The organism is Paraburkholderia sp. Clong3 (genome assembly GCF_050436485.1).
Taxonomy (GTDB): domain Bacteria; phylum Pseudomonadota; class Gammaproteobacteria; order Burkholderiales; family Burkholderiaceae; genus Paraburkholderia; species Paraburkholderia tuberum.
The window spans coordinates 1,606,503-1,631,953 of the sequence record NZ_JBNDMH010000002.1 but is presented as its reverse complement, the minus strand read 5'-3'; the positions used below and the strand labels follow the sequence as shown (position 1 = coordinate 1,631,953).

The following is a 25,451-nucleotide window of genomic DNA, read 5'->3' as shown; positions in this document are numbered from 1 at the left end:
ACGCGCCGCCGCGCGAGGAGCGCTCGATGTCCGCCACCGACATTTTCAACATCACGCTGATGCAGGGCTTCGCCGGTCTGAGCCTGTTCAGCGTTCTGCTCCTGATGGGGCTTGGGCTCGCCGTGATCTTCGGCCAGATGGGCGTGATCAACATGGCGCACGGTGAATTCATGACGATCGGCGCTTATACCGTCTACATGTTTTCGTGGTTCTCGCAGAACGTCTGGCACGCGTTCACGCCGGTGTACTTTTTCTTCGCGATCGTCGCGGCGTTCGGCCTCGCGTTCGCGGCGGGCTGGCTCGCCGAATGGGCATTGATCCGCCATCTATACCGCCGTCCGCTCGACACGCTGCTCGCTACCTGGGGTCTGAGTCTCGGCATGCAGCAAGTGTTTCGCTCGACGTTCGGGCCGAAGGAAGTGAGTCCTGCGCTGCCCGACTGGCTGATGGGCTCCTGGGAGCCAGCGCCAGGCCTGGATATTCCAGTCAGCGGGATGTTCGTGATGGGACTCGCGCTGGTCATGACAGGTGGACTGCTGCTCGCGCTCTACCGCTCGCGCTGGGGCCTGCGCGTGCGTGCCACGGTTGCCAACCGGCCCATGGCCAACGCTGCCGGCATCAACACGCGGCGCACTGACCGGATGACCTTCGCGATCGGCTGCGGTATTGCGGGGGTGGCGGGCGCGGCGTTCACAGCGATCGGCTCGACCGGACCCACCAGCGGTTCTCTCTATATCGTCGATTCGTTTCTTGTCGTCACCTTTGGCGGCGCGGCGAGCCTGCTCGGCACCGTGGCCTCGGCGTTCGGCATCGCGCAGATGCAGTCGATCAGCGAGTTTTTCCTGTCGGGTTCGATTGCACGTGTTCTTACGCTGCTGACGGTCGTCGTGATCCTGATGCTGCGTCCGCAGGGACTCTTTGCGTCGAAGGTGCGGCGCGTGTGAGTGCGGGGCGCCGTGCACGGCTCATTCACTGATTAATTCGTATGGAGATGCACATGGAACCCATCCAAGCCGTGGCGGGGAGCGTTTCCCCGCGATCCGGTCCCAGCGCGCCGGGAGGCTGGCGCGCGCTCGCGATGCGGCTCGACGCGTCGGGCTACGTGGGCATCGCGATACTCGCGGTGCTGATCGTTGTCGTGTTTCCGCTTGTGCTGGATACGTTTCGCTTGAACCTGATGGGCAAGTACCTCACCTACGCTTTCGTGGCGATTGGCCTCGTGATCGCGTGGGGCTACGGCGGCGTGCTCAGCCTCGGACAAGGCGTGTTCTTCGGCCTCGGCGGTTACGCGATGGCGATGTTCCTCAAGCTTGAGGCGTCCGACCCGGCCGCCACCCACACGCAGACCACGCCCGGCATTCCCGACTTCATGGACTGGAATCAGCTCACCGCGCTGCCTACGTGGTGGAGGCCGTTTCATTCTCTACCGTTCTCGATCCTCGCCGTGCTCGTGGTGCCTACGGCTCTCGCGTTCGTCGTCGGTTATGCGATGTTCAAGCGGCGGGTGGGCGGCGTGTACTTCGCGATCATCACGCAGGCGGTCGCCTTGATTCTTTCGGTGCTGATCATCGGCCAGCAAGGATATACGGGTGGCGTGAACGGGATCACCGATCTGCGTACGCTGCTCGGCTGGGACATCCGCACCGACCACGCGAAGCTGGTTCTTTATTTCGTCAATGCGGTGCTGCTGATCGGCGCGCTGCTCGCCTGTCGCTGGGTCCAGCGCAGCAAGCTCGGCACGTTGCTGCTCGCGATGCGCGACAAGGAGGACCGCGTGCGCTTCTCCGGTTACGACGTCGCGATGTTCAAGGTGTTCGCGTTCTGCCTCGCGGCGCTGCTCGCGGCTGTCGGTGGCGCAATGTTCACGTTGCAGGTGGGTTTCATGTCACCGTCGTTCGTCGGCATCGTGCCGTCGATCGAGATGGTGATCTATGCCGCAGTCGGCGGGCGCATGTCACTGGTGGGCGCGGTGTATGGCGCGATTCTCGTCAACCTCGGCAAAAGCTGGTTCTCGGAGAGCCTGCCTGATCTCTGGCTCTATCTGATGGCGGCGATGTTCATCGGCGTAGTGATGGCCTTTCCGAACGGGCTCGCGGGTCTCTACGAAGAGCATGCCCGGCCGCGTATTCGCCGGTGGCTCGGCGCAGCGAACAAGGAGATCTGACGCATGAGCAACACTGACTTTCTGCTTGCGATCGAAGATCTGAGCGTGTCGTTCGACGGTTTCAAGGCGATCGATTCGTTGAACCTCTATCTCGAGCGCGGCGAATTGCGCGTCGTGATCGGCCCGAACGGTGCGGGCAAAACGACGCTGCTCGATCTGATTTGCGGCAAGACCAGGGAAACCGCCGGCAGCATCAAGTTCCGCAACGAGGAAATCACGAATCTCGCCGAGTTCCGGCGGGTGCGCAAGGGCATCGGCCGCAAGTTCCAGACGCCGTCGATCTACGAAAACCTGAGCGTCGCGCAAAACCTCGAAGTGTCGTTTCCGCGCGGACGCAGTGTGTTCGGCGCGCTCGCCTATCGCGAGGATGCCGAAGTGGCCGACCGGGTGCGTGCGGTAGCCGATGAGATCGGTCTTGCCGCTTCGCTCGATCTCGAAGCCGGGCTGCTGTCGCACGGCCAGAAGCAGTGGCTGGAAATCGGCATGTTACTGATGCAGGACCCCGAACTCCTGATGCTGGACGAACCGATTGCAGGCATGAGCGCGCGCGAACGGGAAGTCACGGCGGAACTGCTCGATCACATTTGCCGCAATCGCTCGATGATCGTGATCGAGCACGACATGGCCTTCGTCGAGCGGATCGCGCACAAGGTCACGGTCATGCATCAAGGCAAGATCCTCGCGGAAGGGCCGATGGCGCAGGTGCAATCCGATCCTCGCGTGATCGATGTCTATCTCGGCCACTGAATTTACACGGAGAACACATCATGCTGGAAGTCGACGATCTCGTGGTCAGCTACGGCCAGAGCGAGGTGCTGCACGGCATCGGATTTTCCGTGGCGAACGGCGAAAGCGTCGCGGTGATGGGCCGCAACGGCATGGGCAAGACGACGCTTTTCAAGGCGCTCATAGGCATGCTGCCCGCCAATCGCGGCACGGTGCGGGTGGGCGGCGCCGACGTGTCCAAAGACGAGAGCTACCGGCGCGTGGCGAAAGGGATCGGCTACGTGCCGCAAGGCCGGCAGATCTTCGCGTCGCTGAGCGTCGAGGAGAACATCCAGACGGGCCTCGAAAACGCGCGCAGCCAGCTCGTGCCCGACGATCTCTACGCGCTCTTTCCCGTGCTGTTCGACATGCGACGGCGCAAGGGCGGCAACCTCTCGGGCGGCCAGCAACAGCAGCTCGCGATTGCGCGCGCGCTCGCGACCGATCCGAAGGTGTTGCTGCTCGACGAGCCTACCGAGGGCATTCAGCCGTCCGTCATCAAGGACATCGCGAAGGCACTCAATCAGATTCGCACGAGCCGCAACATCGCCATCGTGGTGTCCGAGCAGGTGTTGAGCTTCGCGCTCGACGTCGCCGACCGGCTCTTCGTGATCGAAGGCGGCCGCTTCGTACATCAAAGCACCCGCGATGCAGGCGACACCGACCGCATCCGCGAATACCTCTCGGTATGAGTGCGGCGCACCGAACCGCATTTACTGACCCTCGAACCACGGAGCGAACGCAATGCCCGAAACTCTCATCAAGGTGGATCTGAACCAGCCGGCCTACGAAAACACGCAGGTGCACAACCGCTGGCACCCGGATATTCCGATGGCTTGCTGGGTCAAGCCCGGCGACGACTTCATCCTCGAAACCTACGACTGGACCGGCGGCTTCATCAAGAACGATGACAGCGCCGACGACGTGCGCGACATCGATCTGTCGATCGTCCATTTTCTGTCCGGCCCGGTCGGCGTGCATGGCGCGGAACCCGGCGATCTGCTGGTCGTGGACCTGCTCGACATCGGTGCGAAGTCCGAGAGCCAGTGGGGCTTCAACGGATTTTTCTCGAAGTCCAATGGCGGCGGTTTTCTCACCGACCATTTTCCCGCCGCGCAGAAGTCGATCTGGGATTTTCACGGCGTCTACACGAACTCGCGCCACATTCCAGGCGTGAATTTCGCGGGTCTGATTCACCCCGGCCTGATCGGATGCCTGCCTGATCCGAAACTGCTGGAAACCTGGAACGCACGCGAAACCGGCCTGATCGCGACCGCGCCGGAGCGCGTGCCGCCGCTGGCGAATCCGCCGTTCGCCGCGACCGCGCATATGGGGCAACTCACGGGCGACGCGCGTGACAAGGCGGCGGCGCAAGGGGCGCGCACCGTGCCGCCGCGTGAGCACGGCGGTAATTGCGACATCAAGGATCTGTCGCGCGGCTCGAAGGTGTTCTTCCCCGTCTACGTGGATGGCGCAGGACTTTCCGTCGGCGATCTGCACTTCAGCCAGGGCGACGGCGAGATCACGTTTTGCGGCGCGATCGAAATGGCGGGCTGGGTACACATGCGCGTGAATCTGATCAAGGGTGGCATGGCGAAATACGGAATTCGCAATCCGGTATTCCAGCCGAGTCCTATCACGCCGAATTACAACGACTACCTCATTTTCGAAGGCATTTCGGTCGACGAGCAGGGCGCTCAGCATTATCTCGACGTGACGGTCGCGTATCGGCAGGCTTGTCTGAACGCGATCGAGTATCTGAAGAAGTTCGGCTATTCGGGCGCGCAGGCGTATTCGTTGCTCGGTTGTGCGCCGGTGCAGGGGCATATCAGCGGCGTGGTCGATATTCCCAATGCGTGCGCGACCTTGTGGCTGCCGACACAGATTTTCGACTTCGACATTCGCCCAAATGCCGATGGGCCCATTCAGCACATCAAGGGCGGTGTGGATTTGCCATGCTCGCCGGATCTCGCGAACGTCTGAGCCAACGCTACCAGGAGAGCTTGTCATGCCGATCTACGACTTCGAATGCGTGAGTTGCGGTCCCTTTTCCGTCATGCGGCGCATGGCGGACCGCGAAAAGCCTTGCCGCTGTCCCGAGTGCGGAGGGGAGAGTGGCCGGGTGATCAGCGCGCCGTCGCTAGCCTTGATGGCGAATACACGGCGCTCCGCGTACGCAACGAACGAGCGCGCGCAGCACGCGCCGCGCCAGTCCGGTGACGGGGCGCCGTTGCGTCATCGGGCAGGATGCAGTTGCTGCTCGGGTGGCAGCGCGAAGCTTGCGGGATCGGCTTCGGACGGACTCAAACGGCCGGCAGGACGACCATGGATGATCAGCCACTAATGAGTGTGTGCTGAAGCGGAGCGGGCGGCCCGAAGTCCGCCTGCGATCTGAGGGACCTAAGGAGGATATGTCATGCGACATGGCGATATTTCGAGCAGCAACGATTGCGTGGGCGTCGCGGTGGTCAACTACAAGATGCCGCGTCTGCATACGAAGGCGGAGGTGCTCGACAATGCGCGCCGCATCGCCGGCATGGTGATCGGCATGAAACAGGGATTGCCTGGCATGGATCTCGTCGTGTTTCCCGAGTATTCGACGCACGGCATCATGTACGACCGGCAGGAGATGTTCGATACGGCGTCGACGGTGCCGGGCGAGGAGACGGAAATATTTGCGGCGGCGTGCCGCGAGGCCAACGTCTGGGGGGTGTTCTCGATCACGGGAGAGCGTCACGAAGAACATCCGCGTAAGGTGCCGTACAACACGCTTGTGCTGATCGACAATCGCGGCGAGATCGTGCAGAAGTATCGCAAGATCATGCCTTGGACGCCGATCGAAGGCTGGTATCCGGGCGATCGTACCTACGTGACGGATGGGCCGAAGGGTCTGAAGATCAGCCTGATCATCTGCGATGACGGCAACTATCCCGAGATCTGGCGCGACTGCGCGATGAACGGCGCGGAATTGATCGTGCGCTGCCAGGGCTACATGTATCCGGCCAAGGAGCAGCAGGTGATGGTGGCTAAGGCAATGGCGTGGATGAATAACACTTACGTCGCCGTGGCGAATGCCACGGGCTGGGACGGCGTGTATTCGTACTTTGGTCACTCGGCGATCGTGGGTTTCGACGGGCGCACGCTCGGCGAGTGCGGCGAGGAGGAGATGGGCGTGCAGTACGCGGAGCTCTCGCTGAGCATGATCCGCGACGCGCGGCGCACGATGCAGTCGCAGAACCATCTATACAAACTTCTGCACCGCGGGTACACGGGCACGATCAATTCGGGCGACGGCGCGAACGGCGTGGCGGCCTGTCCGTTTGGGTTCTATCGCGACTGGATCGAAGACCCCGACGGCACGCGCCGCCGCGTCGAAGCACTCACGCGCCCGACGCCAGGGACGCCGGAGTGTCCGATTGAAGGGATTCCGAACGGGGCGTGAGGATTGGTTCGCCGGGCGTTGTCACGTTCGCGCGCTGGTCAGCTACGATGACGTGATGAAGAAGACGAAATCGCTCTACCATGGCCATCGATTCCCGGCGTCAGTCATCAGCCACGCGGTTCGGTGGTATTTCCGCTTTCAACTCAGCCTTCGCGACATCGAGGAGCTACTGTTCGAGCGCGGCGTGGTTGTCAGCCATGAATCGATCCGGCGGTGGACGGACAAGTTCGGCGCCGGTTTTGCGCATCAGGTCAGGACTGCCCGTCGCAAGCCGGGCAGCACATGGCCCGCGAAAACAGAGATCCCTGAGCTGGCGAATGTGAAGCACGTGTTCGTCAAGGCCTGCGCGCGCGTGAACAACCGCGCTGAAAACAGATCCTATGAAGCGTCCAAGTCGTCGACTGGCTAACGCCTAAAATTGGCGTACCGAGGTTTGCTCACGGGAGAGCATCATGCGTACAGATCAGGGATACACGCGTACTGAGGAACCGGCGCTGGCGGTGTCACTCGAACTCGCCGCGGCGAAGTGGAAGGTAGCGTTGCACGACGGGCAGCGGGAGCAGCCGGCGGTGTACACCGTAGCGCAACCGCAAGCCCCCGCGCGCCTACAGGCCGTGCTGGAAGTGATCGAACAACAGAAGCTGAAGTGGTCGCTGCCCGCGGGCGTGCACCTTGTCGTGAGTTATGAAGCCGGCCAGGACGCGTTCTGGATCTATCGGGCGCTACGGGCACGCGGTATCGAGTGTCATGTGGTCGATCCCGCGAGCATTCCGGTCGAGCGCCACAAGCGGCGTGCCAAGACTGACCGGCTTGATGCAATCAGGCTGGTGATCAGCCTGCGCGCGTGGCTGCGCGGCGAGCGCGACCGCATGCACGTGGTGCACGTGCCGTCACCGCAGGACGAAGCGTCCCGCCATCTGATGCGCGACCGAGGGGAACTGCAGAAGGAGGTGCTACAGCATCGTGACCGGATGCGCAAACTGCTTGTCACGCTCGGCTGCTGGGATGAGGTTGACCACACGGCCTTCGCCGCCCGCCTCGCCCGTGACCAGGTGCGGTGTCACGACGGTGCGCCACTGCCGCGCGAGCTGCGGGAGCGGCTGCTGCGCGAGTGCGAACGGCTGGCGCTGGCCGTGCAGCAACTCGCGGCACTCGAGAAAACGCAACACGCTGGCCTGCCCGCACCCGCACGCGAAAGGATCGATCTTCTGACGCAGCTAAATGGCATTGGCCCGGTGGGTGGCTCGCGTCTGGCGCTCGAGCTGTTCTGGCGGGACTTCCATAACCGGCGCGAAGTTGGGGCCTGCGTAGGGCTCGTTCCACAACCCTACGACAGTGGCGAGAGCCAGGTGGACCAGGGGATCAGCAGGCAGGGCAACCGTCGCGTGCGCGCACTGCTGATTGAGATGGCGTGGTGCTGGATCCGTTACCAGCCTGGCAGTGCACTGACGCAGTGGTTCAACCAGCGCACGCAAGGCACGGGACCGAATCGCCGCGTGCGGCGCATTGCGATCGTCGCAGTAGCACGACGCCTCGCGATCGCGCTGTGGCGCTACTTGAAGGACGGCGTGATACCCGAAGGCGCACAACTGAAGTCAGTCTGAGCCCGAAAGGTATCGCGACAACGCAATCAAGGGAGGAACGATACCTGTCGATAGAGAGTTTGAAGTGAACATGCCCGTGTTGATGGCGGGTTGCTAACGCGACCGATTAAACAGATGGGGCATGCTCCCGGAACAGGTTCCGGCGTAACGCGCATAAAGGATGAGGCTGGCCATACGCCAGCGGATAGAAGTTGGTGAGACGTTGCTGTCTTACGCGCGCGATAAGCGGCTTCAGGCTAACGACGTCGACCGGCCTGTAGCCATGGTTGAAGTTGAGGGCGGGTGGAATCCGCCGGACTGCCGCGAAAATGCGGCTTGTATGGCGGCGAGCGCCATCACCCGCGCTTGCCGCCATACGCCAGCATGTCACCACTTTGCAGCGAGGAGAAAGAGACTTGACCTATCCTTTGTAAGCCAGTTCGCAAATGGCCTTGACAACTTTCTGCTCATAGAAGCCATCAACCCACGCGCGAACGCGAGCGCCGGATGCGAGGGTTTCGCTTGCCCGAACGCACGCAGTCATCTGCTGAGCGCCTCGCTCTATCGCAAACAGCTCGCCGCGCGATTTGAAGCGTGGCGTCTCTTCGCCGGCATTGCCCAAGCTCCGTCCACCGTGTTCTGAGACACGCCTATTGGTTGCGTTTTTTTACATCGCAGCTCTGCGCATTTATTTTATCACTGTTTTCTCATTAACGGGATGGCGGGCGGAGAGACGCGCGCGCTGGTTTCGGGCGATCTTCGCACACAGTGGTTTTTTTGCAGCTGCAATTGGTGCGGAAGCGCACATACCGGTTGCCGCGCCTCCATGAATCATGCTCCGCATATCGAGCCGCGTGAATGCTTTCAATTTAAAAATTAAAGAATATAAAAATGAAAGGAAACGCAATGAAGAGATATTTCCACGTAAGAAAAAGGAAAACAAAATGAAGGCGATGCTCCCGGGGCTGGACATCCTGCGGTTCCTGCTGGCCTGCTATCTGGTCGTCTTCCACACGCTCGTCATTTACCCCGAGGCGAGGGCGATGCCAATGGCCGACTTCTTCAAATTCGGCGGCTGCGCGACGAGTATCTTCTTTATTCTGTCAGGATTCATTCTATCGCACGTTTCGGTGGAAAAGAAAACTGGCGAAGCGATGAAGGTTTCGGCGTCGAAGTTTTTTATCAACCGTTTTAGCAATATTTATCCCATTCACATTGTTACGTTAGCGCTGAGCGTTGCATTAATGGCTGTGAATTCCCATCCCTTCGACACCGAACTGAGCAACCTCGATTCAGCACCGCCGATTGTGCACACCATGAGCGGTGTGGAAGTGGCGGTCAATGCGGTTTTACAGATTCTGTTATTGCAGGCCTGGAATCCCTTTTATCTGTCATTCAACATTCCGTCGTGGTCGTTGTCGACGCTGTTTTTTTTCTATTTATTGTTTCCGGCGCTCGCGTCACGCCTGCTGTCGATGCGCTTGAAGTCCACGATGCTGATGGCGATGTGGGGCGCCAGCCTGTTGCCGGCCGTGATCGTCGTTGCAGGCGGCTGGTATCAGGTGTGGCCGATCGGTGTGTTGCATACCAATCCGCTGGTGCGGCTTCCGGAGTTTCTGGCGGGCATTCTCGCTTACGGGATATTCGAGGCGAACGCCGAAAGCATTACCGGCATGATCGCGAGTTGCCGGTGGATCATATTCGCTGCTACAGGGGCACTTTTCATCGGCGCCACTTTTCTGTTTACGGCGGGAATGCGTTCGTGGGAAGTACTTCTTCACAACGGCGCACTCTTGCCCGCGCAAGTCGCGGTGATTTTTGTTTGCGCGAGCGCACTGCAAAACGCGTCGCCGCGCGTAACCGCCTGGACGAGACGGCTCGGCAACGCTTCGTTGTCGATCTTCGCGCTGCAATACCCGCTATTTATCGGCTTTCTCAAAGTGCAGAAGCTGCTCGGCATTCCGTATTCGCTGTTGTCATGCGTGCATCGACCGCATGTTTGCCGGGAGGCGGCAAGCCAGGTGCCCGTGCATTTTTCCGCCTATCCGGTCTATCTGATCCTGGTGCTGGTGGCGTCGGTGCTGTTTCAGGAGCGGGTCGTGGTGCCGCTCAGGACCAGGCTGCGCCGCGTGCTGAAGAGTCGCTGGGACGCAGCGCGGCCCGCGCCGCTGCCTGCGACGTCGGTGCCGAAGACACAGTGAGACGCGCTGCCGGCCAGGTGCAGGCGTTTGCGCATCCCGGTCCCGCACTCGTCGATGTGATCACATCGAAGCATGAGCTTGCCATGCCTCCGAAGGTGGAATTTGCCCATGCGAAGGGATTCAGCCTTTATATGCTGCGTGCGATATTGAACGGACGCGGCGACGAGATCGTCGAGCTGGCTCGCACCGAGCTCAGATGAAAACAGGCGCGAGCCCGATTGCCGACGGCTCGGGCCCGCGTCCGTGATCCTCGTCAACGTGTGCGCCTCAGCGCGCCAGCAACGAAACCGTCGCGATGCCGAGAATCGTCATGATCAGCGAAGTGCTCAGGTGAATCGCCACTTCGCCCGCCGCCCAGCCGAACCGGCCGTCCTGCAGACGCTGCACGACCTCCGCGGAGAACGTCGAGAACGTCGACAGCCCGCCCATCAGACCGGTGATGACGAACAGCCGCCATTCCGGCGTGAGCTGGGGCACACGCGCGAAGCCCGCGACCGCCACGCCGATGATGTAGCCGGCGATCACGTTGGCGGCGAGCGTGCCGAGCGGCAGGTCGCTAAAGACCGGGTTAAGTCGAATGCCGAGGAACCAGCGAAACAGCGAGCCGAGTGCGCCGCCAATCGCGACAGCGAGAAAAGACCAATACATGGAAGAGGATCGAAACCGGAATGTCGACAGACCGGTCGATGCGGGCGAGTTGATGCCGCGTCCGCATAACCGGGCGTAGCAGGCATCATCAGCCCCAAGGGCGGTTAATGGAGAATGCCATCTCCAGCCGCGAAGTCTAACATCGGCGCGCGCATTTGGGGACAGGCGCGGGATTCGCGCCTCTCCTGTTTCCCGCGAGCGCCGCCTTCGTTCACTCCGGCGTTGCCGAAATCTTGTGAATCGACAGATCGGCGCCGTTGTATTCCTCTTCCTGGTCGAGGCGCAGACCGACCGTCATGCGGATCACGCCATACACGACCGTGCCGCCGAGCCCCGACACGACGATTCCGCCGAGCGTGCCGATGACCTGCGAGGCGAACGACACACCGCCCAGCCCGCCGAGCGAATGGATGCCGAAGATCCCGGCCGCGATGCCGCCCCATGCGCCGCACAGCCCATGCAGCGGCCACACGCCGAGCACGTCGTCGATGCGCCAGCGGTTCTGCACGCAGGTGAACATGTAGACGAACAGCACGCCGGCGATACCGCCCGTGACCAGCGCGCCGAGCGGATGCATGATGTCCGAGCCCGCGCACACCGCGACGAGCCCGGCGAGCGGGCCGTTGTACGTGAAGCCCGGGTCGTTGCGGCCCGCGAACCACGCGCTCAGCGTGCCGCCGACCATCGCCATCAGCGAATTGACCGCGACGAGGCCGCTGATCTTGTCGAGCGTCTGCGAGCTCATCACGTTGAAGCCGAACCAGCCGACCGTCAGCACCCATGCGCCGAGCGCGAGAAACGGAATGTTCGACGGCGGATGCGCGGCGATACCGCCGTCGCGGTGATAGCGACCGTGGCGCGCGCCGAGCAGCAGCACGGCCGGCAGCGCGACCCAGCCGCCGAACGCGTGCACCACCACCGAGCCCGCGAAGTCATGGAACGGCGCGCCGAAAGCCTGCGTGAGCCAGTCCTGGATGCCGAAGCGGTCATTCCACGCGATGCCTTCGAAGAACGGATAGATGAAACCGACCAGCACGAACGTCGCGAACAGCTGCGGATTGAACTTGGAGCGCTCGGCGATGCCACCCGACACGATCGCGGGGATCGCGGCGGCGAACGTCAGCAGGAAGAAAAAGCGCACGAGCGCATAGCCGTTGTGCTGGGCGAGCGTCGCCGCGCTGTCGAAAAACTGCACACCGTATGCGATCGTGTAGCCGATGCAGAAGTACGCGATCGTCGAGACCGCGAAGTCCACCAGAATTTTGACCAGCGCATTCACCTGATTCTTCTTGCGCACGGTGCCAAGCTCCAGGAAGGCGAATCCCGCGTGCATCGCCAGCACCATGGCGGCGCCGATCAAAAGAAACTCGGTATCGGCGCCGTATTTCAGACTTTCCATCGATATGTCCCGCTTATGCCAAAAAAGTGCGCTATGTCAGCAAGAAGCGGGCCAAAGCTGTGCTGGTCGCGTCGACACGGTGCAATCGGGCACCGGGATGGGCATCCGGTGGGTTTTGAGCCATGCGCCGCCCGAGCGCGTCATGCACCTGAACAGAGATGAATAGCACAAGAAAAGTGCATAAATCGACGCCCTTGCACAGATTGACCCAGACGAGGGCGAAATATTCGATGTAAATTACATTTTCATTCGAAGTCCTGACGCAGCGAGATGCTGGTCGGGCGCGTCGATGCCCATTTCTGGCGCACTGTGCGCGAACGGCAGAAGCTGCCGTCGACGCGTTCGTGCCCCTCTTTCTTTTCCCGCGCAAACGCCGACATAATGTGCCGACTCCGTGCACGATCCGCCGGCCAACCCCTCCCATGGGCACGCATGAGACTGACCACTAAAGGCCTGCTTCTGATCGCGATCCCGGCCGTTTTCGAACTCGCGCTGCTCACCGGTGTCGTGAAGGCCCAGGCGGATGCGACGATGGCCGAGCGCTGGGCGATGCATAGCGAGGAGGTGTTGCGCCAGACCACGGAGATTCTCGATCCGGTGCTGGCCGAATCGGTCGCGCTGCGGGGCGCGGTGCTCGCCAACGACGCGCATTTCACCACCCCGATCGCGGTATGGATGGACGTCGACCGGCGCATCGACGAGCTCGCCGAACTCGTCGCGGACGATCCGGCGCAGGTCGAGCGCGTGGCCGAGGTGCGCCAGGCGGTGCAGGCGTACCGCCAGTGGTCCGACCGGATCCAGGACATGCTGCACGCCGGGCGGACCGGCGAGATTCTCGCGCGCTTCCACGATCTCGCCCAGGCCGACGTGCTCGATCATTTCCGTGTGGAGGTGACCGCGTTCCAGGCCGAGGAGCGCCGTCTCGATAGCTCGCGCTCGAATGCCGTCGCCGCCGTGCGCGAACGGGAACAGACGCTGATCGTCGCTGCGGCGTTGGGCTCGCTGCTGTTCGTCGCGCTCGCCGTCTGGATGTTCACGCGCGGTGTGCGCGGCCGACTCGCGCTGCTGTCCGACAACGCGGGCCGGCTCGCCGGCAACGAGCCGCTCGCGCCGCTCGGCGCGGGTAGCGATGAAATCGCGCGGCTCGATCTGACCTTGCACGAGACGAGCCGCCGACTGCTCGAAGCCGAGCGCATCGAAGCTCGCTTTCACGCGGACCTCGAGCGGCGCGCCGCCGAGCTCGCGCGCAGCAACGAGACGCTGCGCCAGCAGACCCAGGAAAACGAAATGTTCATCTACAGCGTGTCGCACGACCTGCGCGCGCCGCTCGTGAACCTGCAGGGATTTTCCAGGGAGCTGATTCGCGCAAGCGACGAGTTGCGCGACGCGGTGCGCGGTTCGTCGCTCGCGATCAGCACGCGCGAGCGGATCGAGCGCCTCGTCGACGAGGACATCGGCGAGGCGCTGCATTATCTGCAGACCGCGGTGCTGCGTGCGTCGCACATCATCGACGCGCTGCTGCGGCTGTCGCGGGTCGGGCGGGTCGAGTACCGGCGCCAGAATGTCGATGTGCGCGACATCGTGCAACGTGTCGTCGATGCGATGCAGGGCTCGATCCGTGCGCGGCGCGCGCGCGTGACGGTCGGCGAACTGCCCGCGGTAAGGGGCGATCCGACCGCGCTCGAGCAGATCTTCGCAAACCTGATTGGCAACGCGGTCAACTATCTGGACCCGGAGCGCGAGGGCCGCGTCGAAATCGGCACGACGCCTGCGCCGCCGGGCGTGCATTCGCTGCGGATCTTCTACGTGCGCGACAACGGCCTCGGTATCCCGGCGATCGCGCTGCCGCGCCTGTTCACCGCGTTCCAGCGGCTGCACGGCAATGCCGCGGCCGGCGAGGGCATCGGCCTCGCGCTCGTGCGGCGGATGGTCGAGCGACATGGCGGCCGCGTGTGGGCGGAATCGAAGGAGGGGGTGGGCACGACGTTCTATCTGTCGCTGCCAGAGGCGGGTGCCGCGGGCGCGAAACCGGCCGCGGCTGGCGCGGCTGCGCTCGCCGCGGCGGGTCCGGCTCCGGCGGCGCGCGGTGCGCGTCAGAGCGTGCCGGGCGCTGCGGGGCCAGGCTTGGGCGCAGGCGGCGGGTCGTCCGCGCGTTCGATCGACGCGGTGCGAGGAATCAGCACGCGGTAGGGGGCGCTCGATCGTGCGGCGCGGATGGCGCTCGCCCGCGCATCAACCGGCGAAAATCCGCCGCGGCTTCAGCAGTTTTCTGCCGCGCACCGACCAGTAGCAACCGCATGCCAGCAGCACGGCGATGCCGGCGAACGTTTCGGCCGGTGTTGGCCGAATGCCGGCAAGACCTTCGACGGCAAACAGGCCGTGCGCGACTCCCAGCAGCGCCGCCCACAGTGCACACGCGGCCTGCATCAGCAAACGGGTCCCTTTCATATGCCGAGCGCGGGTGTCGTGCGACCAGGTGGGCAGCCGGCGCGCGCAGAAAAAAACGATCGCCATCAGCATGATGACGAGGGTGACGATCCAGTCGATCAGTTTCATCGAAACAGCACTCCCCAAAAGCAGCCGCGACTATAGGGAGGTGTTTCGCCTGCAACTGTCGGAAGATTCTGAATTGTGGGGCGATGTTGAGGCGAGCGCCGCTGCAAGTCGACGCTCGTTGCTGCACGTGGTCTCGGGGCTCGGTGCGCGATCCGCGTGCCGCCCAGCTGCGAGTACATCGATGTGCTCGCCAGATTTCATCATCCTCGCAGGGTTCGGGCGCAATGCCAGAACAGCGGCTCAACCCATGCCGAACCGCCGCTTTCCTTACTCAGGCAGCGAAGTCGGTTGAATACGACAGCTGCTTCCACGTTTCCGTTTCCTGCGTCACATAAGCGTTTTTCGCAGCGATGGCGGCCAGCGTATCCGTCCCAAGCGGCAGGCGCAACGGCGGGGACGCCGCGTCGACCAGCGCGATCATCGCGGCCGCAAGCCTGGTCGGGTCGCCAGGCTGGTTGTGATTCAATTGCATGGCCTTGCGGCGAACCGCACCCGAGGTTTCGTCGTAATCGTCGATCACCTCGGGCGCCACGACCAGCGAGGACGCATCGAGAAAGTCGGTACGAAAATACCCCGGCTCGACGACTGTCGCGCGAATGCCCAGCGGTCTCAACTCGGCATGCAACGCTTCCGTGATGCCTTCGACGGCGAACTTCGTCGACGAATACACGCCAAAGCCCGCCGCGGCACGATAGCCGCCAATCGATGAAACATTGATCACGTGGCCCGAGCGGTTCGCGCGCATGATCGGCAATACAGCGCGCGTGACGTTGAGCAAGCCGAAGACATTCGTGTCGTACATGCGACGCACCTCGTTGTCGGCGGATTCTTCCACCGCGCCAAGGAGACCGAACCCGGCGTTGTTGACCAACACGTCGATGCGGCCGAATTTTTCAATCGCGGCCTGCACCGCCGCCTTTGCCTGGGCCTCGTTGGTCACGTCCAGCTCCACCGGCAGCAACGCAGCCGACTCGCCAAGACGCTCGCTGATCGCCCCGACCTTGCGTCCGGCGGCCACCACCGCGTTGCCGTCCGCGAGCGCAGCTTCAGCTATCAACGCGCCGATGGCTCGCGATGCGCCGGTGATGAACCATACCCGCTTGAAACCACCCTGTTGAACGTTAGCCATGATGTCTCTCCTGCGTGTGTGATGAAGTGATGCCATCGTAAGCTCGGCGATTGACACAAACTAGCCGTACATGATTGGCGACATAATCAATTTTTATTTGCTAATTGGGGCTTCGCAATACTGCCGCGGCAAGAGGCGCGCGACGAAGACGATCGTTGAGGAAAGGGTCGCCTTTTGAATCGCGCGGACGTCAGCTCCATCAGGTTCGACAGAGCCGCGACCAACTCGCCGGGGCAATCCGAAGCGGGCGCGCCGCGCAACGGCGGTATCATGGGCACGTCTTCGCATGTGCGAGCCGCCCGACGCGGCTCCTTCCAGATCATGATTTCATCTGTTTCCTCATCGTTATTGCGCCGCGCGGCGGTCGTGGTCCTCGTGTTCGGCACGCTGGCCGCGTGCCAGAAGAACGACGCGTCGGCCGGCCAGGTCGCGGGCAAGCTGAACGACGCCGCGCAGCTTGCCGGTCAGAAGCTCGATCAGGCCGCGAGCTACGTCGGCCAACAGGTCGACGCGACCAAGGACGCCGCGCAACAGAACCTCGACTCGGCCTCCGCGCCGTCGCTCAAGATCGATCCGGCCGCGCTCGCGTCGAGCGCGCAGGCCAACCTGCAGAACGCGGCGAGCGCGGCCAACGCGCAGCTCGGCAAGGCCGCGTCGATCACGGGCCAGGGCCTCGAAACGGCGGGGCGCAAGCTGCAGGCTTGGTCGGCGCAGAATGCGGGCGCGTCGGCTTCGTCGACTGCATCGACCGATTCCGCCGACGCGCAGAAGCAGATGGATAAATGACCCGCGCCGTTCGATCCGGTTTCGCCGTTTGACATTAGCTTTATATGTAATTACGATGGATACACATTGTCGTTTCGGGACGGATCTGCCGTGAACACGAGTAGCCGGTTTGCCTTTGCCGTGCATGTGCTCGCGCTGTTGTCGCTACAGGGCGGCGTGCCATTGTCGTCGGAGATGATCGCGGGCAGCGTGAACACCAATCCCGCGCTCATTCGCCGGCTTCTGAGCATGCTCTCCGACGCCGGCATCACCGCCTCGCAGATGGGCGCCGGTGGCGGCGCGTTGCTTGCGCGGCGGCCGGAACGGATCACGTTGCTCGACGTCTATCGCGCGGTGGAAGACGCACAGTTGTTCGCGTTGCATCGCGAGGAGCCAAATCCAGCGTGCATGGTGGGGCGCAATATCCAGAGCGTGCTGAGCGGGATCATCGACGAAGCGCAGCAGGCAATGGAAGCGACGCTGGCCGCGCGCACGCTCGCCGACGCGACCGCCGACGTGGTCCGCTCGGAGAAGCAGCGCGAGCGCAAGCGCCGTGCTTGAGCGTGTCTTCGCGCGCAAGACTCGTCGGCGGTGAACGATAGAAGCGCAGTGTCGTAGGGCGCGGGTCGAACTATTCCGGCACGCGTGCCAAACAAAGGAACGGGGTGAGCGCCCCGCTTTTTTTCTCGTTATATGTAACTATAGAAGTTACATATAAGACAACCTGAGGAGTACGCTGATATGAGCAAGCAACTGAAGATCGCCCTGTTTGGCGCGACTGGCATGATCGGTTCGCGGATTGCCGCGGAAGCCGCGCGTCGCGGGCATCAGGTGACGGCGCTGGTGCGCGATCCGGCGCGCGTGCCGACCGGCGTCGCGAATCTGCATGCGGCGCAGGCCGATCTGCTCGACGCCGCGAGCGTCGGCGCGGCGGTGCGCGGTCACGGCGTGGTCGCAAGCGCGTATGCGCCGCCGCAGGGCGATCTCGCCACCCTGACGCAAGCGACACGCGCGCTGGTCGAGGGGGTGCGCGCGGCGGGGCTGAAGCGCGTCGTCGTGGTAGGCGGCGCGGGCTCGCTCGAAGTCGCACCGGGCAAACAACTGGTCGATACCGACGGCTTTCCGGACGCGTACAAGGGTATTGCACTCGCGCACCGCGACGCCTTCGAGTACTACCGCGGCGTGACCGATCTCGACTGGACGTTCTTCGCGCCAGCCGCGCTGATCGCGCCGGGCGAGCGCACCGGCAAGTTCCGCACGGGCGCGAACACGCTGATTGCGGACGCGGACGGCAACAGCCGCATTTCGGCCGAAGACTACGCGATCGCGTTCGTCGACGAACTGGAGCAGGGCCGCTTCATCCGCCAGATCGCGACGGTCGCGTACTGACGAGCGGCGGTTCGAATTCGCCGGCCGCGCAAGCGTACTAACATTCGGTTACGCATGTTCGGCCGCGCCGGGCGAAACTGCGGCTACACTGGCGTCTGCCGTTTTCTTACGGATTGCCATGCAGTCATGCCCGTCGCGGCGTGAGTCCGAGGCTGCGCCGTCTGACGGCGGGCAGCAGCCGGCGATTCTCAGCGCCCCCCATCTCTCCTCCGCTCACACCGCTCGCGATACTGCCAGCGGCGACGCCCGCCCGCGCGCGAGCACAGATGCCGTCGGTTGGTTTGCCGCGCTGCTGTGCGCCGCGCTGATTCTGTGCCTTGGCGCGCTGCCGCGCATGGCGCAAGCCGCGGGCCCCGCGGTCGGTGGCGGCACACCGGTGATCCCGGCATTGCAGAGCCTGATCAACAGCGCGACGGTGAACGCGACGCCGGCGTCCGCGGCATCGGGGGCGTCGGCGCCCGAGGCGGCGTCGGCGCCGTCGCCCGCGAGCCAGGCGGAGCTGGCGCGCTCGCTCGACAGCGTGATCGCCACGCTCGACAACGACCGCCAGCGCAGCGCGCTCGTTGCCCAGCTGAAAAAGCTGCGCGACGTGTCGCAAAGCGCCGCGCAAACCGTCGGGCCACCCGCGCCCGCGTCCGCGCAACCTAGCCCGGGCCTGCTCGGCGCGATCGCCTCGGGCATCGCGTCGTTCGAATCCGACGTGCATCAGGGCCGCACGCCGGTGCGCTACTGGAGCGGGCGCGTGACGGCGGCCGGCAACGAGCTGTACACGATCGTCTCGGGCCAGGGACACGAGGGTGTCGGCACGATCCTGTTGGCGATGCTGGGGATGCTGGCCGGCTGGGGCGCCTGTGCCGGCGCGCTGATCTATCTGCAGCAACGGCTGCACCGGCGCTTCGGTGTCGAGCTGGTGCTGCGGCCCAATCCCACCACGCGCGAGCTGCTGATCTTCGCGTTGCGCCGCGTCGGTCCGTGGATCATCGCGTTCATCGCGGCGCTGCTGTTCATGCGCGCGATGCCCGATTCGCTCGGCCGCACGCTCGGCATGGTGGTCGCGTATGCAATCGTCGCGGGCGCGGTGTTTTCCGCGATCTGTCTGATCATGTTTTCGCTGTTCGGCTCGGGCCACCGCCGCGTCGCGGTGCGCCTGCTGATCGATCACGCGCGCCGCGTGCTGTTCGTGATCGGCGTGTGCGGCGCGCTCGGCGACGCAGCCGTCAATTACGACGTCGAGCATCAGCTCGGCACCAACCTCGCCGCGCTGATTTCGACCGCGGCCAACATGACGGCCGCCGTGCTGACCGGCTATTTCGCGCTCGCGTTTCGCCGGCCGGTCGCGCATCTGATCCGCAACCGGCCGTACGAACAGCGCAACGACCACAAGGCCGCGACCGATGCGTTCGAGGTGCTCGCCGCGCTGTGGCACGTGCCGGTGCTGGTGCTCTCGGCCGCGTCGGTGGTCGCGACGCTCGGCGGCGCCGGCTCCAGCGAAAACGTGCTGCAGATCTCGATCGTCACCGCGCTGCTGCTGGTGCTGGCGTTCTTCCTGTCGGCGATCGTGCTGCGCATGACGCGGCCGCGCAGCGCCCGCGCGCGGCGCCGCTCGCCGTATCTGACGCGGCTGCTGCGCTTTTGCGGCACGTTGCTGACATTGTTCATCTGGCTGTTTTTCTTCGAATCCGCGGCGCGTCTGTGGGGCGTGTCGCTGGCCGCGATGATCGAGAGGAACGTGGCGGCGCGCGGCATCGCGCATGCGATGACGGCGATCGTCGCCACCGTGTTCATCGCGTGGCTGCTGTGGATTCTGGTCGACACCGCGATCACCGAGACGCTCAATCCGGGCAGCCCGCGCAACAAGGCGCGCAGCCCGAGCATGCGCGCCCGCACGATGTTGCCGCTGGTCCGCAACGTGTTGCTCGTCACGATCATGACGATCGGTGCGATCGTCACCGCCGCGAACCTCGGCATCAACGTGACGCCGCTGCTCGCGGGCGCGGGCGTGATCGGTCTGGCGATCGGTTTCGGCGCGCAGTCGCTGGTGACCGACCTGATCACCGGCCTCTTCATCATCATCGAGGACACGATCTCGGTCGGCGACTGGATCGACGTCGATGGCGGGCATGCGGGCACGGTCGAGCATCTGTCGATCCGCACCGTGCGGCTGCGCGACGGGCAGGGCGCGATCCACGCGATTCCGTTCTCGCAGATCAAGATCGTGAAGAACCTGTCGCGCGATTTCGCGTACGCGGTGTTCGAGGTGCGCATGTCGTTCTCGACCGATGTCGACGAGATCACGCAGCTGATTCGCGAAGTCGGCGCGGAGCTGATGGCCGACTTCCGCTACCGGCGCGAGATGCTCGGGCCGATCGAGGTGTGGGGCCTCGACCGCTTCGATCCGAACTGGATGGTCGTCAAAGGGCAGATCAAGACGCGGCCGCTGCAGCAATGGAGCGTCGCGCGCGCGTTCAATTTGCGGCTCAAGCGCAAGATGGACGAGGCCGGCATCGAGATTCCGGTCGCGCATATGCGGGTGTACACATCGTCGAAGGATCGCGAGGGCGAGCCGCTGCGCGACGATGAGATGACCGGGTTCGTCGCGCCTGTGAATGCGGGTGCCGATGACAGCCGGCATGCGCATGGCGAGGCGCAGCAGCCGGCGCGGGACGGCGAGCGCGGCAAAACCCATCAAAGGGCGCATGAACCCACTCGCGAAAGAGACCGCGAAGCGGCACACGAGTATCCGCGCGAAGCTGAGTATGAGGTGGGCGTCGTTGGCCCGTCGGCGCGCGCGTCGACACAGGTGCCGCTTGCGCCCGCCCGTGACGTGTCGCACGAACCGCGTCCGGCGCCGCCGACGACCGGACAGACCGCGCCGATTCCGCCGCAGATTCCGACGGCGGGTGATGTGGGTGGGAAGAATTGAGGCGGGGGTGTGTTTGGGGGCCGTGCAACCGTCAAACCATCTCCGCCGCGTCGGCCATGCGCACGATGTCGTTCACGTGCGTGCCGATCCGCGCGCCTTCGACGCCATAGATATGCAGCGACACCGCCGGCGCATCACTGCTGTTGCCAAGCCGATGAATCGCAGCACGGCCGCCGCGCACGAACGACACTGCGCCGCGTTTGCGCGTCTGAGCGCGCAGCGCGCTCGCGCATTGATGCGCGTCGTCCCATTCGAAGACCGTTTCGCTCAGCTTGCCCTCGACCACCGCGTAACCGCACCAGGTGTGATGCGCGTGCACGGGGCTCGCCTGGCCGGGCTGCCAGACCAGCGCGGCAATCGCATAGCGGCCTTGCGGATCGGCGATGAGCAGATGGCGCCGATAGGTCTCGGCGGAACCTTCGCGTTGCATCGGTGCGAGCAGCGCCGGGTCGGCGGCCGCCTCGGCGAGCGCGAGCCGCATGGTGCGCGCGAAGAACGTCGAATGCGACGGCTCCGGAAATTTCGCGCAGGCTTCGAACATTGCGTCGAGCGTGTCGCACAGGCGCTCGAGCGGTGTGCGCCCGATCTCGCCCAGCGTTTGTGTCGGTAACGCGGCCGCTTCAAGTCGGGCCGGGTCCGGCAGCGACTTCAGGTAGTCGGGAAGGTGCTCGAAAGCGGTGGCGCGAAGGTCGTCGCTCATGGTTTTATTGCAGCGCGGGCGCTGCTGTTCGGCAATTTTCGGTATCGATATTTATACCGGTTTTCCCGGAGAAAGAGTTTCCATATAATTCCCTCGACCGTCAGAAAAGTAGAATAATTTCCTATGAGGGGTGGTGGTATGAGTATGGATATCATCGATCGGAAGCTGCTCGAATTGCTGCAGGCAGACGCGACGATGCCGATCGCCGAACTCGCGCAGCGCGTGAACCTGTCCCAGACGCCCTGCTGGAAGCGGCTGCAGCGCCTGAAGGAGGCAGGCGTGATTCGCGCGCAGGTGGCGCTGTGCGACGCGCGCAAGCTCGGGGTCGGAACCACGGTGTTCGTGGCGGTGCGGACGAATCAGCACACGGAGACATGGGCCGCCGCATTTACGCAGGCGGTGCGCGATATTCCGGAAGTGGTCGAGGTCTACCGGATGAGCGGCGAGACCGACTATCTGCTGCGCGTGGTGGTCTCCGATATCGACGACTACGACCGGATCTACAAACAGTTGATCACGGCCGTGCCGCTGTACGACGTGAGTTCGAGCTTTGCGATGGAGCAGATCAAGTATTCGACGGCGTTGCCGGTGCGGCCGGTTGTGACTGTCACAAATAACGGCTAACGCGCGACATGCGATGGGGCGGTGACGAACGAACGGAACACGGGTTCGCTACGATGGCGACGTGGTCGATGCATTTAAGGCGACGGGAGAGCACAGACCAAAATCACCAGCAGCGACACGAGGCAGACCGGGTGCCGTCAGGAGCGCCGCTTGCTGCCTCGACAGTAAACGCGCCACAGCGCATCCCTACTGCTCCCCCGGCTGCAACGCGTGCAAGCCCACGGGGCGTAGAATGCCGCCTTCTCCGACCCATCCGCGACTGCGTCGCGAATCGAGCCCGCTTCATGACCAGACCGCCGCGCAAGAAGAATCCGACCTTTGGCATCTCCGTCTTTATCGTGGTGGCGATCCTGCTGGTGATTGCCACGCTGTTCTATAACGCGATCCGCGAAAAGCACGAGTTCGACAGCCAGTCCACGCAGGTGCCGCCGGTGGCTTCGCAGGCAGCCGCGGCGGCCACCGCGATGAAACCGGCGAGCGGCGCCGCGCAATAACGCCCGCGCGCTTCCTGCTTCACTCCTCCGGCAGCCGGATCATGCTCGCGTCCTTGCGAATCTGCGCGGACGCCGCGAGCATCTGCTTGCATTGATGCGCGAGCAGCTTCGTGTCATGCACGGCATCGGCCGTATAGTCCGGCGATTTCTCCGTTTCGACGACCATCGCATCGAGCTCGCGACTCATCAGTTTGATCTGCTCGCCCTGCTCGGCGGGCAACGCGGTGCCGGCTTCGGCGGCGCTCAGGTTATCGCGCACGAGGCTCAAAGCGCGCTGCAGCGGCTGTAGCGAGATATCCTCGACCTGGTGCTGCTGTTGCGCGGAAGCGCGCAACAGCGGCGCGGCGGCCGTGATCTGCGACGCGAGCACATGGCTGCGCACCAGCAGACCGTTCAACTCCGGCACGAACTTCTGCGCGGACTTCGGTTCGAGCATCATCCGCTGGAACGCCTGACCGAGATTCGCGAACGCAACGTGAACGTTCTTGCGCGCGAGCCGATAACGGTAATCGCGGTCGAGCGCGGTCGCCGCGGCGGCAGCGGCGACCGATGCACCGCTTGCCGGCCGCGCGGTCGCGTTGCGGATCGTGGTGGCGTCATGGCTGGCCTCGTCCGCGTTCGCCTCGGCATTGGCGTCGGCGACCGGCTGTGCCACGCCGGCGCGCCCAGCGCCGCGCGCACCGACGCCACTCGCCACTTCGGCTCCGGCGACGGCGAGCGCCGGGCCGCCAAAGCCGATCGCCGGATCCGCCATCGCCGCCGCCGGCGCGCGCGCGCCCGCTTCGGTCACGGCCGCGACCACCGCCGCGGCCGGTTTACCGCTCCACCACCAGCTCGCCTCGAGATACTGCCGCGTTGCGCTGATCATGTTGTTGACGAGCTTGCCCATCAAGCGGTACTCCCAGTACGGGAACAGGTGGCTCGCCGCGATCGCGATCGCGCAGCCGACTACGGTGTCGATCGCGCGCTCGCCGATGATGCGCATGCTGCCCGGCGCGAGCAGATGGAACAGCAGCAGCACATACGATGACGTGAACACGACGCTCGCCGTGTAGTTGAACAGCAGCAGGCTGTAGCTCATCACCATCGACGCGAACAGCACGACCATCAGGATGTGCGGCTCCTTCACGAAGATGATCAGCGTGATGCTCGCCGCGCAGCCGATCAGCGTGCCGATGATCCGCTGCCCGTTGCGCTGCTTGGTCAGCGAGTAGCCGGGCTTCAGAATGATCACGGTGGTCATCACGATCCAGTACGCGTTCGTGAGCGGCAGCAAGCGGCCGAGCCAGAAGCCCACGGCGACCGCGATCGTCACGCGCAACGCGTGTCGAAAGCTCGGCGAGGCCATTGTCAGATTCGACAGGATCTGCCCGAACGGCACGCGCCGGCTCGACACGAAGCGGCTCAGCGCCTGGTCGATGCGCAGTTCGGTTTCGGTCGGGCTCGGCTCGGTGGCAAGGCTTCGGCGCATCTTGTCGATCAGCCGCGTGGCGCTCCAGATGCGGCGGAAATTCGACGACACGGCCGAATACGCCTCCGGGTTCTGCGTCGGCAGCTCCTGCTTGCGCATCAGTTCGATTTCATACTCGATCGCGCGCAATTCCGCCTTCACGTTCACGCGCATGCGCGGCGCCTGGTTCTGCAGCACCGCGAGGCCGATCTCCTCAAGATCTTCGGCCGCCTTGCGGATCAGATCGCGATAGAACACCAGCAGATCGGAGCCGCCGAACGTGCTGCGCACGAGCGTGTAATCGGTTTGCGCGCCGACGAACAGCTCGTGCAGATCGACGCTATTGATGAACAGGTTGTAGAGCATCGCGCGGCGTGGTTCGAGCTTGCCGCGCTTCAACCTGGGCAGATTGCGCAGCACCATGTCGCGCGCGGCGTCCTGGCGATCGACCGCGGAGATCTGCTTGTCGACGAGGTTGCGATAGCACTCGTCGAGATCGTTGTCGAGATCGTAGAAGGCCGCGCGCGCGAGCAGATAGTCCGCGCACGCGAACACGCTTTCGGCGAGCGCCTGCTGCTCGATCCGATGCATCATCCAGCGGCTCACGAAGGTCGACCAGTACGTGTACCAGAGGCCGCCGAGCAGGATCCACGACGCGTTGACGAGCGCCTGCAGCGGCGTGAAGTGTTCCTCCAGCGTCATGATCATCATGAACAGCGTCGCGAAGCTGATCTGCGGCCAGCGATTGCCGTACACGACGATCAGCGACAGCACGAACGTGAGCGGCACGACCGTGCACCACAGCGCGATCGGATTGACGGTGGCGAGGCCGGTGGCGAGCGCGGACAGAAAGCCGATCACCGAGCAGGCCAGCATCTCGTTGTGCTTGTACTTGAGCGGGCCCGGCATGTCGACGACGCAGGCGCCGAGCGCGCCGGTCGCGATCGTGAAGCCGAGGTCACGATTGTGAAACACGATCAGGCACAGGATGGCCGGTAACGACACGCCGACCGCGATGCGCAGGCCGCCATAAAAATACTGGCTATAAAGGAATTTTCTTATTTCGACCGAATAGCGCATCGACTACCTGAATCCATTCACCGAGAAAACCGCAGTTGGAAAGACAGCGCGAAACTGCCGTCGAGTCTAACTGATTTTGCGCGCGTTCTGACCTCGTCCATTCGGCGAGGTTATGCCTTGGGGATGGGTTTGTTATGCT

23 protein-coding genes, 3 pseudogenes and 1 riboswitch are annotated in these 25,451 nt (G+C 63.7%); of the genes and pseudogenes, 19 read left to right on the top strand and 7 right to left on the bottom strand.

What is annotated here, in order from left to right; translation table 11 throughout:
* Positions 1-26: 26 nt before the first annotated feature.
* The 12 genes and pseudogenes from urtB to OKW30_RS11720 all read left to right on the top strand — a co-directional run.
* A complete protein-coding gene (urtB, locus tag OKW30_RS11775; protein WP_090804070.1) occupies positions 27-944 on the top strand; it encodes an urea ABC transporter permease subunit UrtB in 918 nt (305 codons plus the stop codon).
* A gap of 53 nt (positions 945-997) precedes the next feature.
* The gene (gene urtC, locus OKW30_RS11770) at positions 998-2,164 is read left to right on the top strand and encodes an urea ABC transporter permease subunit UrtC (protein ID WP_184071190.1); all 1,167 of its coding nucleotides are present in this window, start codon (positions 998-1,000) and stop codon (positions 2,162-2,164) included.
* A 3-nt stretch (positions 2,165-2,167) separates the two neighbouring features.
* The gene (urtD, locus tag OKW30_RS11765) at positions 2,168-2,911 is read left to right on the top strand and encodes an urea ABC transporter ATP-binding protein UrtD (protein WP_090804072.1); all 744 of its coding nucleotides are present in this window, start codon (positions 2,168-2,170) and stop codon (positions 2,909-2,911) included.
* A 20-nt stretch (positions 2,912-2,931) separates the two neighbouring features.
* On the top strand, positions 2,932-3,621 hold the full coding sequence (urtE, locus tag OKW30_RS11760) for an urea ABC transporter ATP-binding subunit UrtE (protein ID WP_184071192.1): 690 nt from the start codon (positions 2,932-2,934) through the stop codon (positions 3,619-3,621).
* A 52-nt stretch (positions 3,622-3,673) separates the two neighbouring features.
* Positions 3,674-4,912, top strand: coding sequence for a formamidase (fmdA, locus tag OKW30_RS11755; protein WP_184039865.1), 1,239 nt, complete (start codon positions 3,674-3,676; stop codon positions 4,910-4,912).
* Positions 4,839-5,273, top strand: coding sequence for an FmdB family zinc ribbon protein (locus tag OKW30_RS11750; protein WP_429346761.1), 435 nt, complete (start codon positions 4,839-4,841; stop codon positions 5,271-5,273). Before fmdA ends, OKW30_RS11750 begins: the two co-directional genes overlap by 74 nt.
* A 72-nt stretch (positions 5,274-5,345) precedes the next feature.
* A complete protein-coding gene (locus OKW30_RS11745) occupies positions 5,346-6,371 on the top strand; it encodes an aliphatic amidase (RefSeq protein ID WP_429346760.1) in 1,026 nt (341 codons plus the stop codon).
* A gap of 106 nt (positions 6,372-6,477) precedes the next feature.
* A pseudogene (locus OKW30_RS11740) lies at positions 6,478-6,616 on the top strand (IS6 family transposase); the annotation flags it as partial.
* Positions 6,617-6,823: 207 nt separating this feature from the next.
* Positions 6,824-7,975, top strand: a complete 1,152-nt coding sequence (locus OKW30_RS11735) for an IS110 family transposase (protein WP_429346759.1) — start codon at positions 6,824-6,826, stop codon at positions 7,973-7,975.
* Positions 7,976-8,419: 444 nt separating this feature from the next.
* Positions 8,420-8,597 (top strand): annotated as a pseudogene (locus OKW30_RS11730) (IS6 family transposase); the annotation flags it as partial.
* Between the two features lie 211 nt (positions 8,598-8,808).
* Entirely contained in the window at positions 8,809-10,155 is a 1,347-nt protein-coding gene (locus OKW30_RS11725) for an acyltransferase family protein (protein WP_429346758.1), read from the top strand.
* A 23-nt stretch (positions 10,156-10,178) separates the two neighbouring features.
* Positions 10,179-10,355 (top strand): annotated as a pseudogene (locus OKW30_RS11720) (ubiquinone-dependent pyruvate dehydrogenase); the annotation flags it as partial.
* A gap of 67 nt (positions 10,356-10,422) precedes the next feature.
* Here the strand turns inward: OKW30_RS11720 and crcB are convergent.
* From crcB to OKW30_RS11705, 3 genes are all read right to left on the bottom strand, one after another.
* Entirely contained in the window at positions 10,423-10,803 is a 381-nt protein-coding gene (gene crcB / locus OKW30_RS11715; RefSeq protein WP_184071198.1) for a fluoride efflux transporter CrcB, read from the bottom strand.
* Between the two features lie 72 nt (positions 10,804-10,875).
* Positions 10,876-10,937: riboswitch (Fluoride riboswitch) on the bottom strand.
* A gap of 77 nt (positions 10,938-11,014) precedes the next feature.
* Entirely contained in the window at positions 11,015-12,202 is a 1,188-nt protein-coding gene (locus OKW30_RS11710; RefSeq protein ID WP_429346757.1) for an ammonium transporter, read from the bottom strand.
* Between the two features lie 245 nt (positions 12,203-12,447).
* The gene (locus OKW30_RS11705; protein ID WP_260336579.1) at positions 12,448-12,582 is read right to left on the bottom strand and encodes a hypothetical protein; all 135 of its coding nucleotides are present in this window, start codon (positions 12,580-12,582) and stop codon (positions 12,448-12,450) included.
* 52 nt (positions 12,583-12,634) lie between these two features.
* On the opposite strand from OKW30_RS11705, the gene OKW30_RS11700 reads away from it, so the two are divergent.
* A complete protein-coding gene (locus OKW30_RS11700; RefSeq protein WP_429346756.1) occupies positions 12,635-14,392 on the top strand; it encodes a sensor histidine kinase in 1,758 nt (585 codons plus the stop codon).
* A gap of 42 nt (positions 14,393-14,434) precedes the next feature.
* Here OKW30_RS11700 and OKW30_RS11695 read toward each other — a convergent pair whose 3' ends face one another.
* On the bottom strand, positions 14,435-14,758 hold the full coding sequence (locus OKW30_RS11695) for a hypothetical protein (protein ID WP_429346755.1): 324 nt from the start codon (positions 14,756-14,758) through the stop codon (positions 14,435-14,437).
* Between the two features lie 271 nt (positions 14,759-15,029).
* Positions 15,030-15,887 carry an oxidoreductase gene (locus OKW30_RS11690; protein WP_429346754.1) on the bottom strand — a complete coding sequence of 286 codons (858 nt, stop codon included), beginning with the start codon at positions 15,885-15,887 and terminating at the stop codon, positions 15,030-15,032.
* Positions 15,888-16,208: 321 nt separating this feature from the next.
* Between OKW30_RS11690 and OKW30_RS11685 the strand changes: the two genes are divergently transcribed.
* From OKW30_RS11685 to OKW30_RS11670, 4 genes are all read left to right on the top strand, one after another.
* A complete protein-coding gene (locus OKW30_RS11685) occupies positions 16,209-16,673 on the top strand; it encodes a hypothetical protein (protein ID WP_187626836.1) in 465 nt (154 codons plus the stop codon).
* 90 nt (positions 16,674-16,763) lie between these two features.
* On the top strand, positions 16,764-17,213 hold the full coding sequence (locus OKW30_RS11680; RefSeq protein WP_184071206.1) for an Rrf2 family transcriptional regulator: 450 nt from the start codon (positions 16,764-16,766) through the stop codon (positions 17,211-17,213).
* Between the two features lie 180 nt (positions 17,214-17,393).
* Positions 17,394-18,041 carry an NAD(P)-dependent oxidoreductase gene (locus OKW30_RS11675; RefSeq protein WP_429346753.1) on the top strand — a complete coding sequence of 216 codons (648 nt, stop codon included), beginning with the start codon at positions 17,394-17,396 and terminating at the stop codon, positions 18,039-18,041.
* A gap of 118 nt (positions 18,042-18,159) precedes the next feature.
* Positions 18,160-20,964: a mechanosensitive ion channel family protein gene (locus OKW30_RS11670; RefSeq protein ID WP_429346752.1), complete on the top strand. Its 2,805-nt coding sequence runs from the start codon at positions 18,160-18,162 to the stop codon at positions 20,962-20,964.
* A 31-nt stretch (positions 20,965-20,995) separates the two neighbouring features.
* Here OKW30_RS11670 and OKW30_RS11665 read toward each other — a convergent pair whose 3' ends face one another.
* Positions 20,996-21,664 carry a cysteine dioxygenase family protein gene (locus tag OKW30_RS11665; protein ID WP_184029966.1) on the bottom strand — a complete coding sequence of 223 codons (669 nt, stop codon included), beginning with the start codon at positions 21,662-21,664 and terminating at the stop codon, positions 20,996-20,998.
* Between the two features lie 138 nt (positions 21,665-21,802).
* On the opposite strand from OKW30_RS11665, the gene OKW30_RS11660 reads away from it, so the two are divergent.
* Positions 21,803-22,288, top strand: coding sequence for an Lrp/AsnC family transcriptional regulator (locus OKW30_RS11660; RefSeq protein WP_184044147.1), 486 nt, complete (start codon positions 21,803-21,805; stop codon positions 22,286-22,288).
* A 284-nt stretch (positions 22,289-22,572) separates the two neighbouring features.
* Positions 22,573-22,782 carry a hypothetical protein gene (locus OKW30_RS11655; RefSeq protein ID WP_184029963.1) on the top strand — a complete coding sequence of 70 codons (210 nt, stop codon included), beginning with the start codon at positions 22,573-22,575 and terminating at the stop codon, positions 22,780-22,782.
* A gap of 19 nt (positions 22,783-22,801) precedes the next feature.
* Here OKW30_RS11655 and OKW30_RS11650 read toward each other — a convergent pair whose 3' ends face one another.
* On the bottom strand, positions 22,802-25,312 hold the full coding sequence (locus OKW30_RS11650; RefSeq protein ID WP_429346751.1) for an FUSC family protein: 2,511 nt from the start codon (positions 25,310-25,312) through the stop codon (positions 22,802-22,804).
* Positions 25,313-25,451 lie beyond the last annotated feature (139 nt).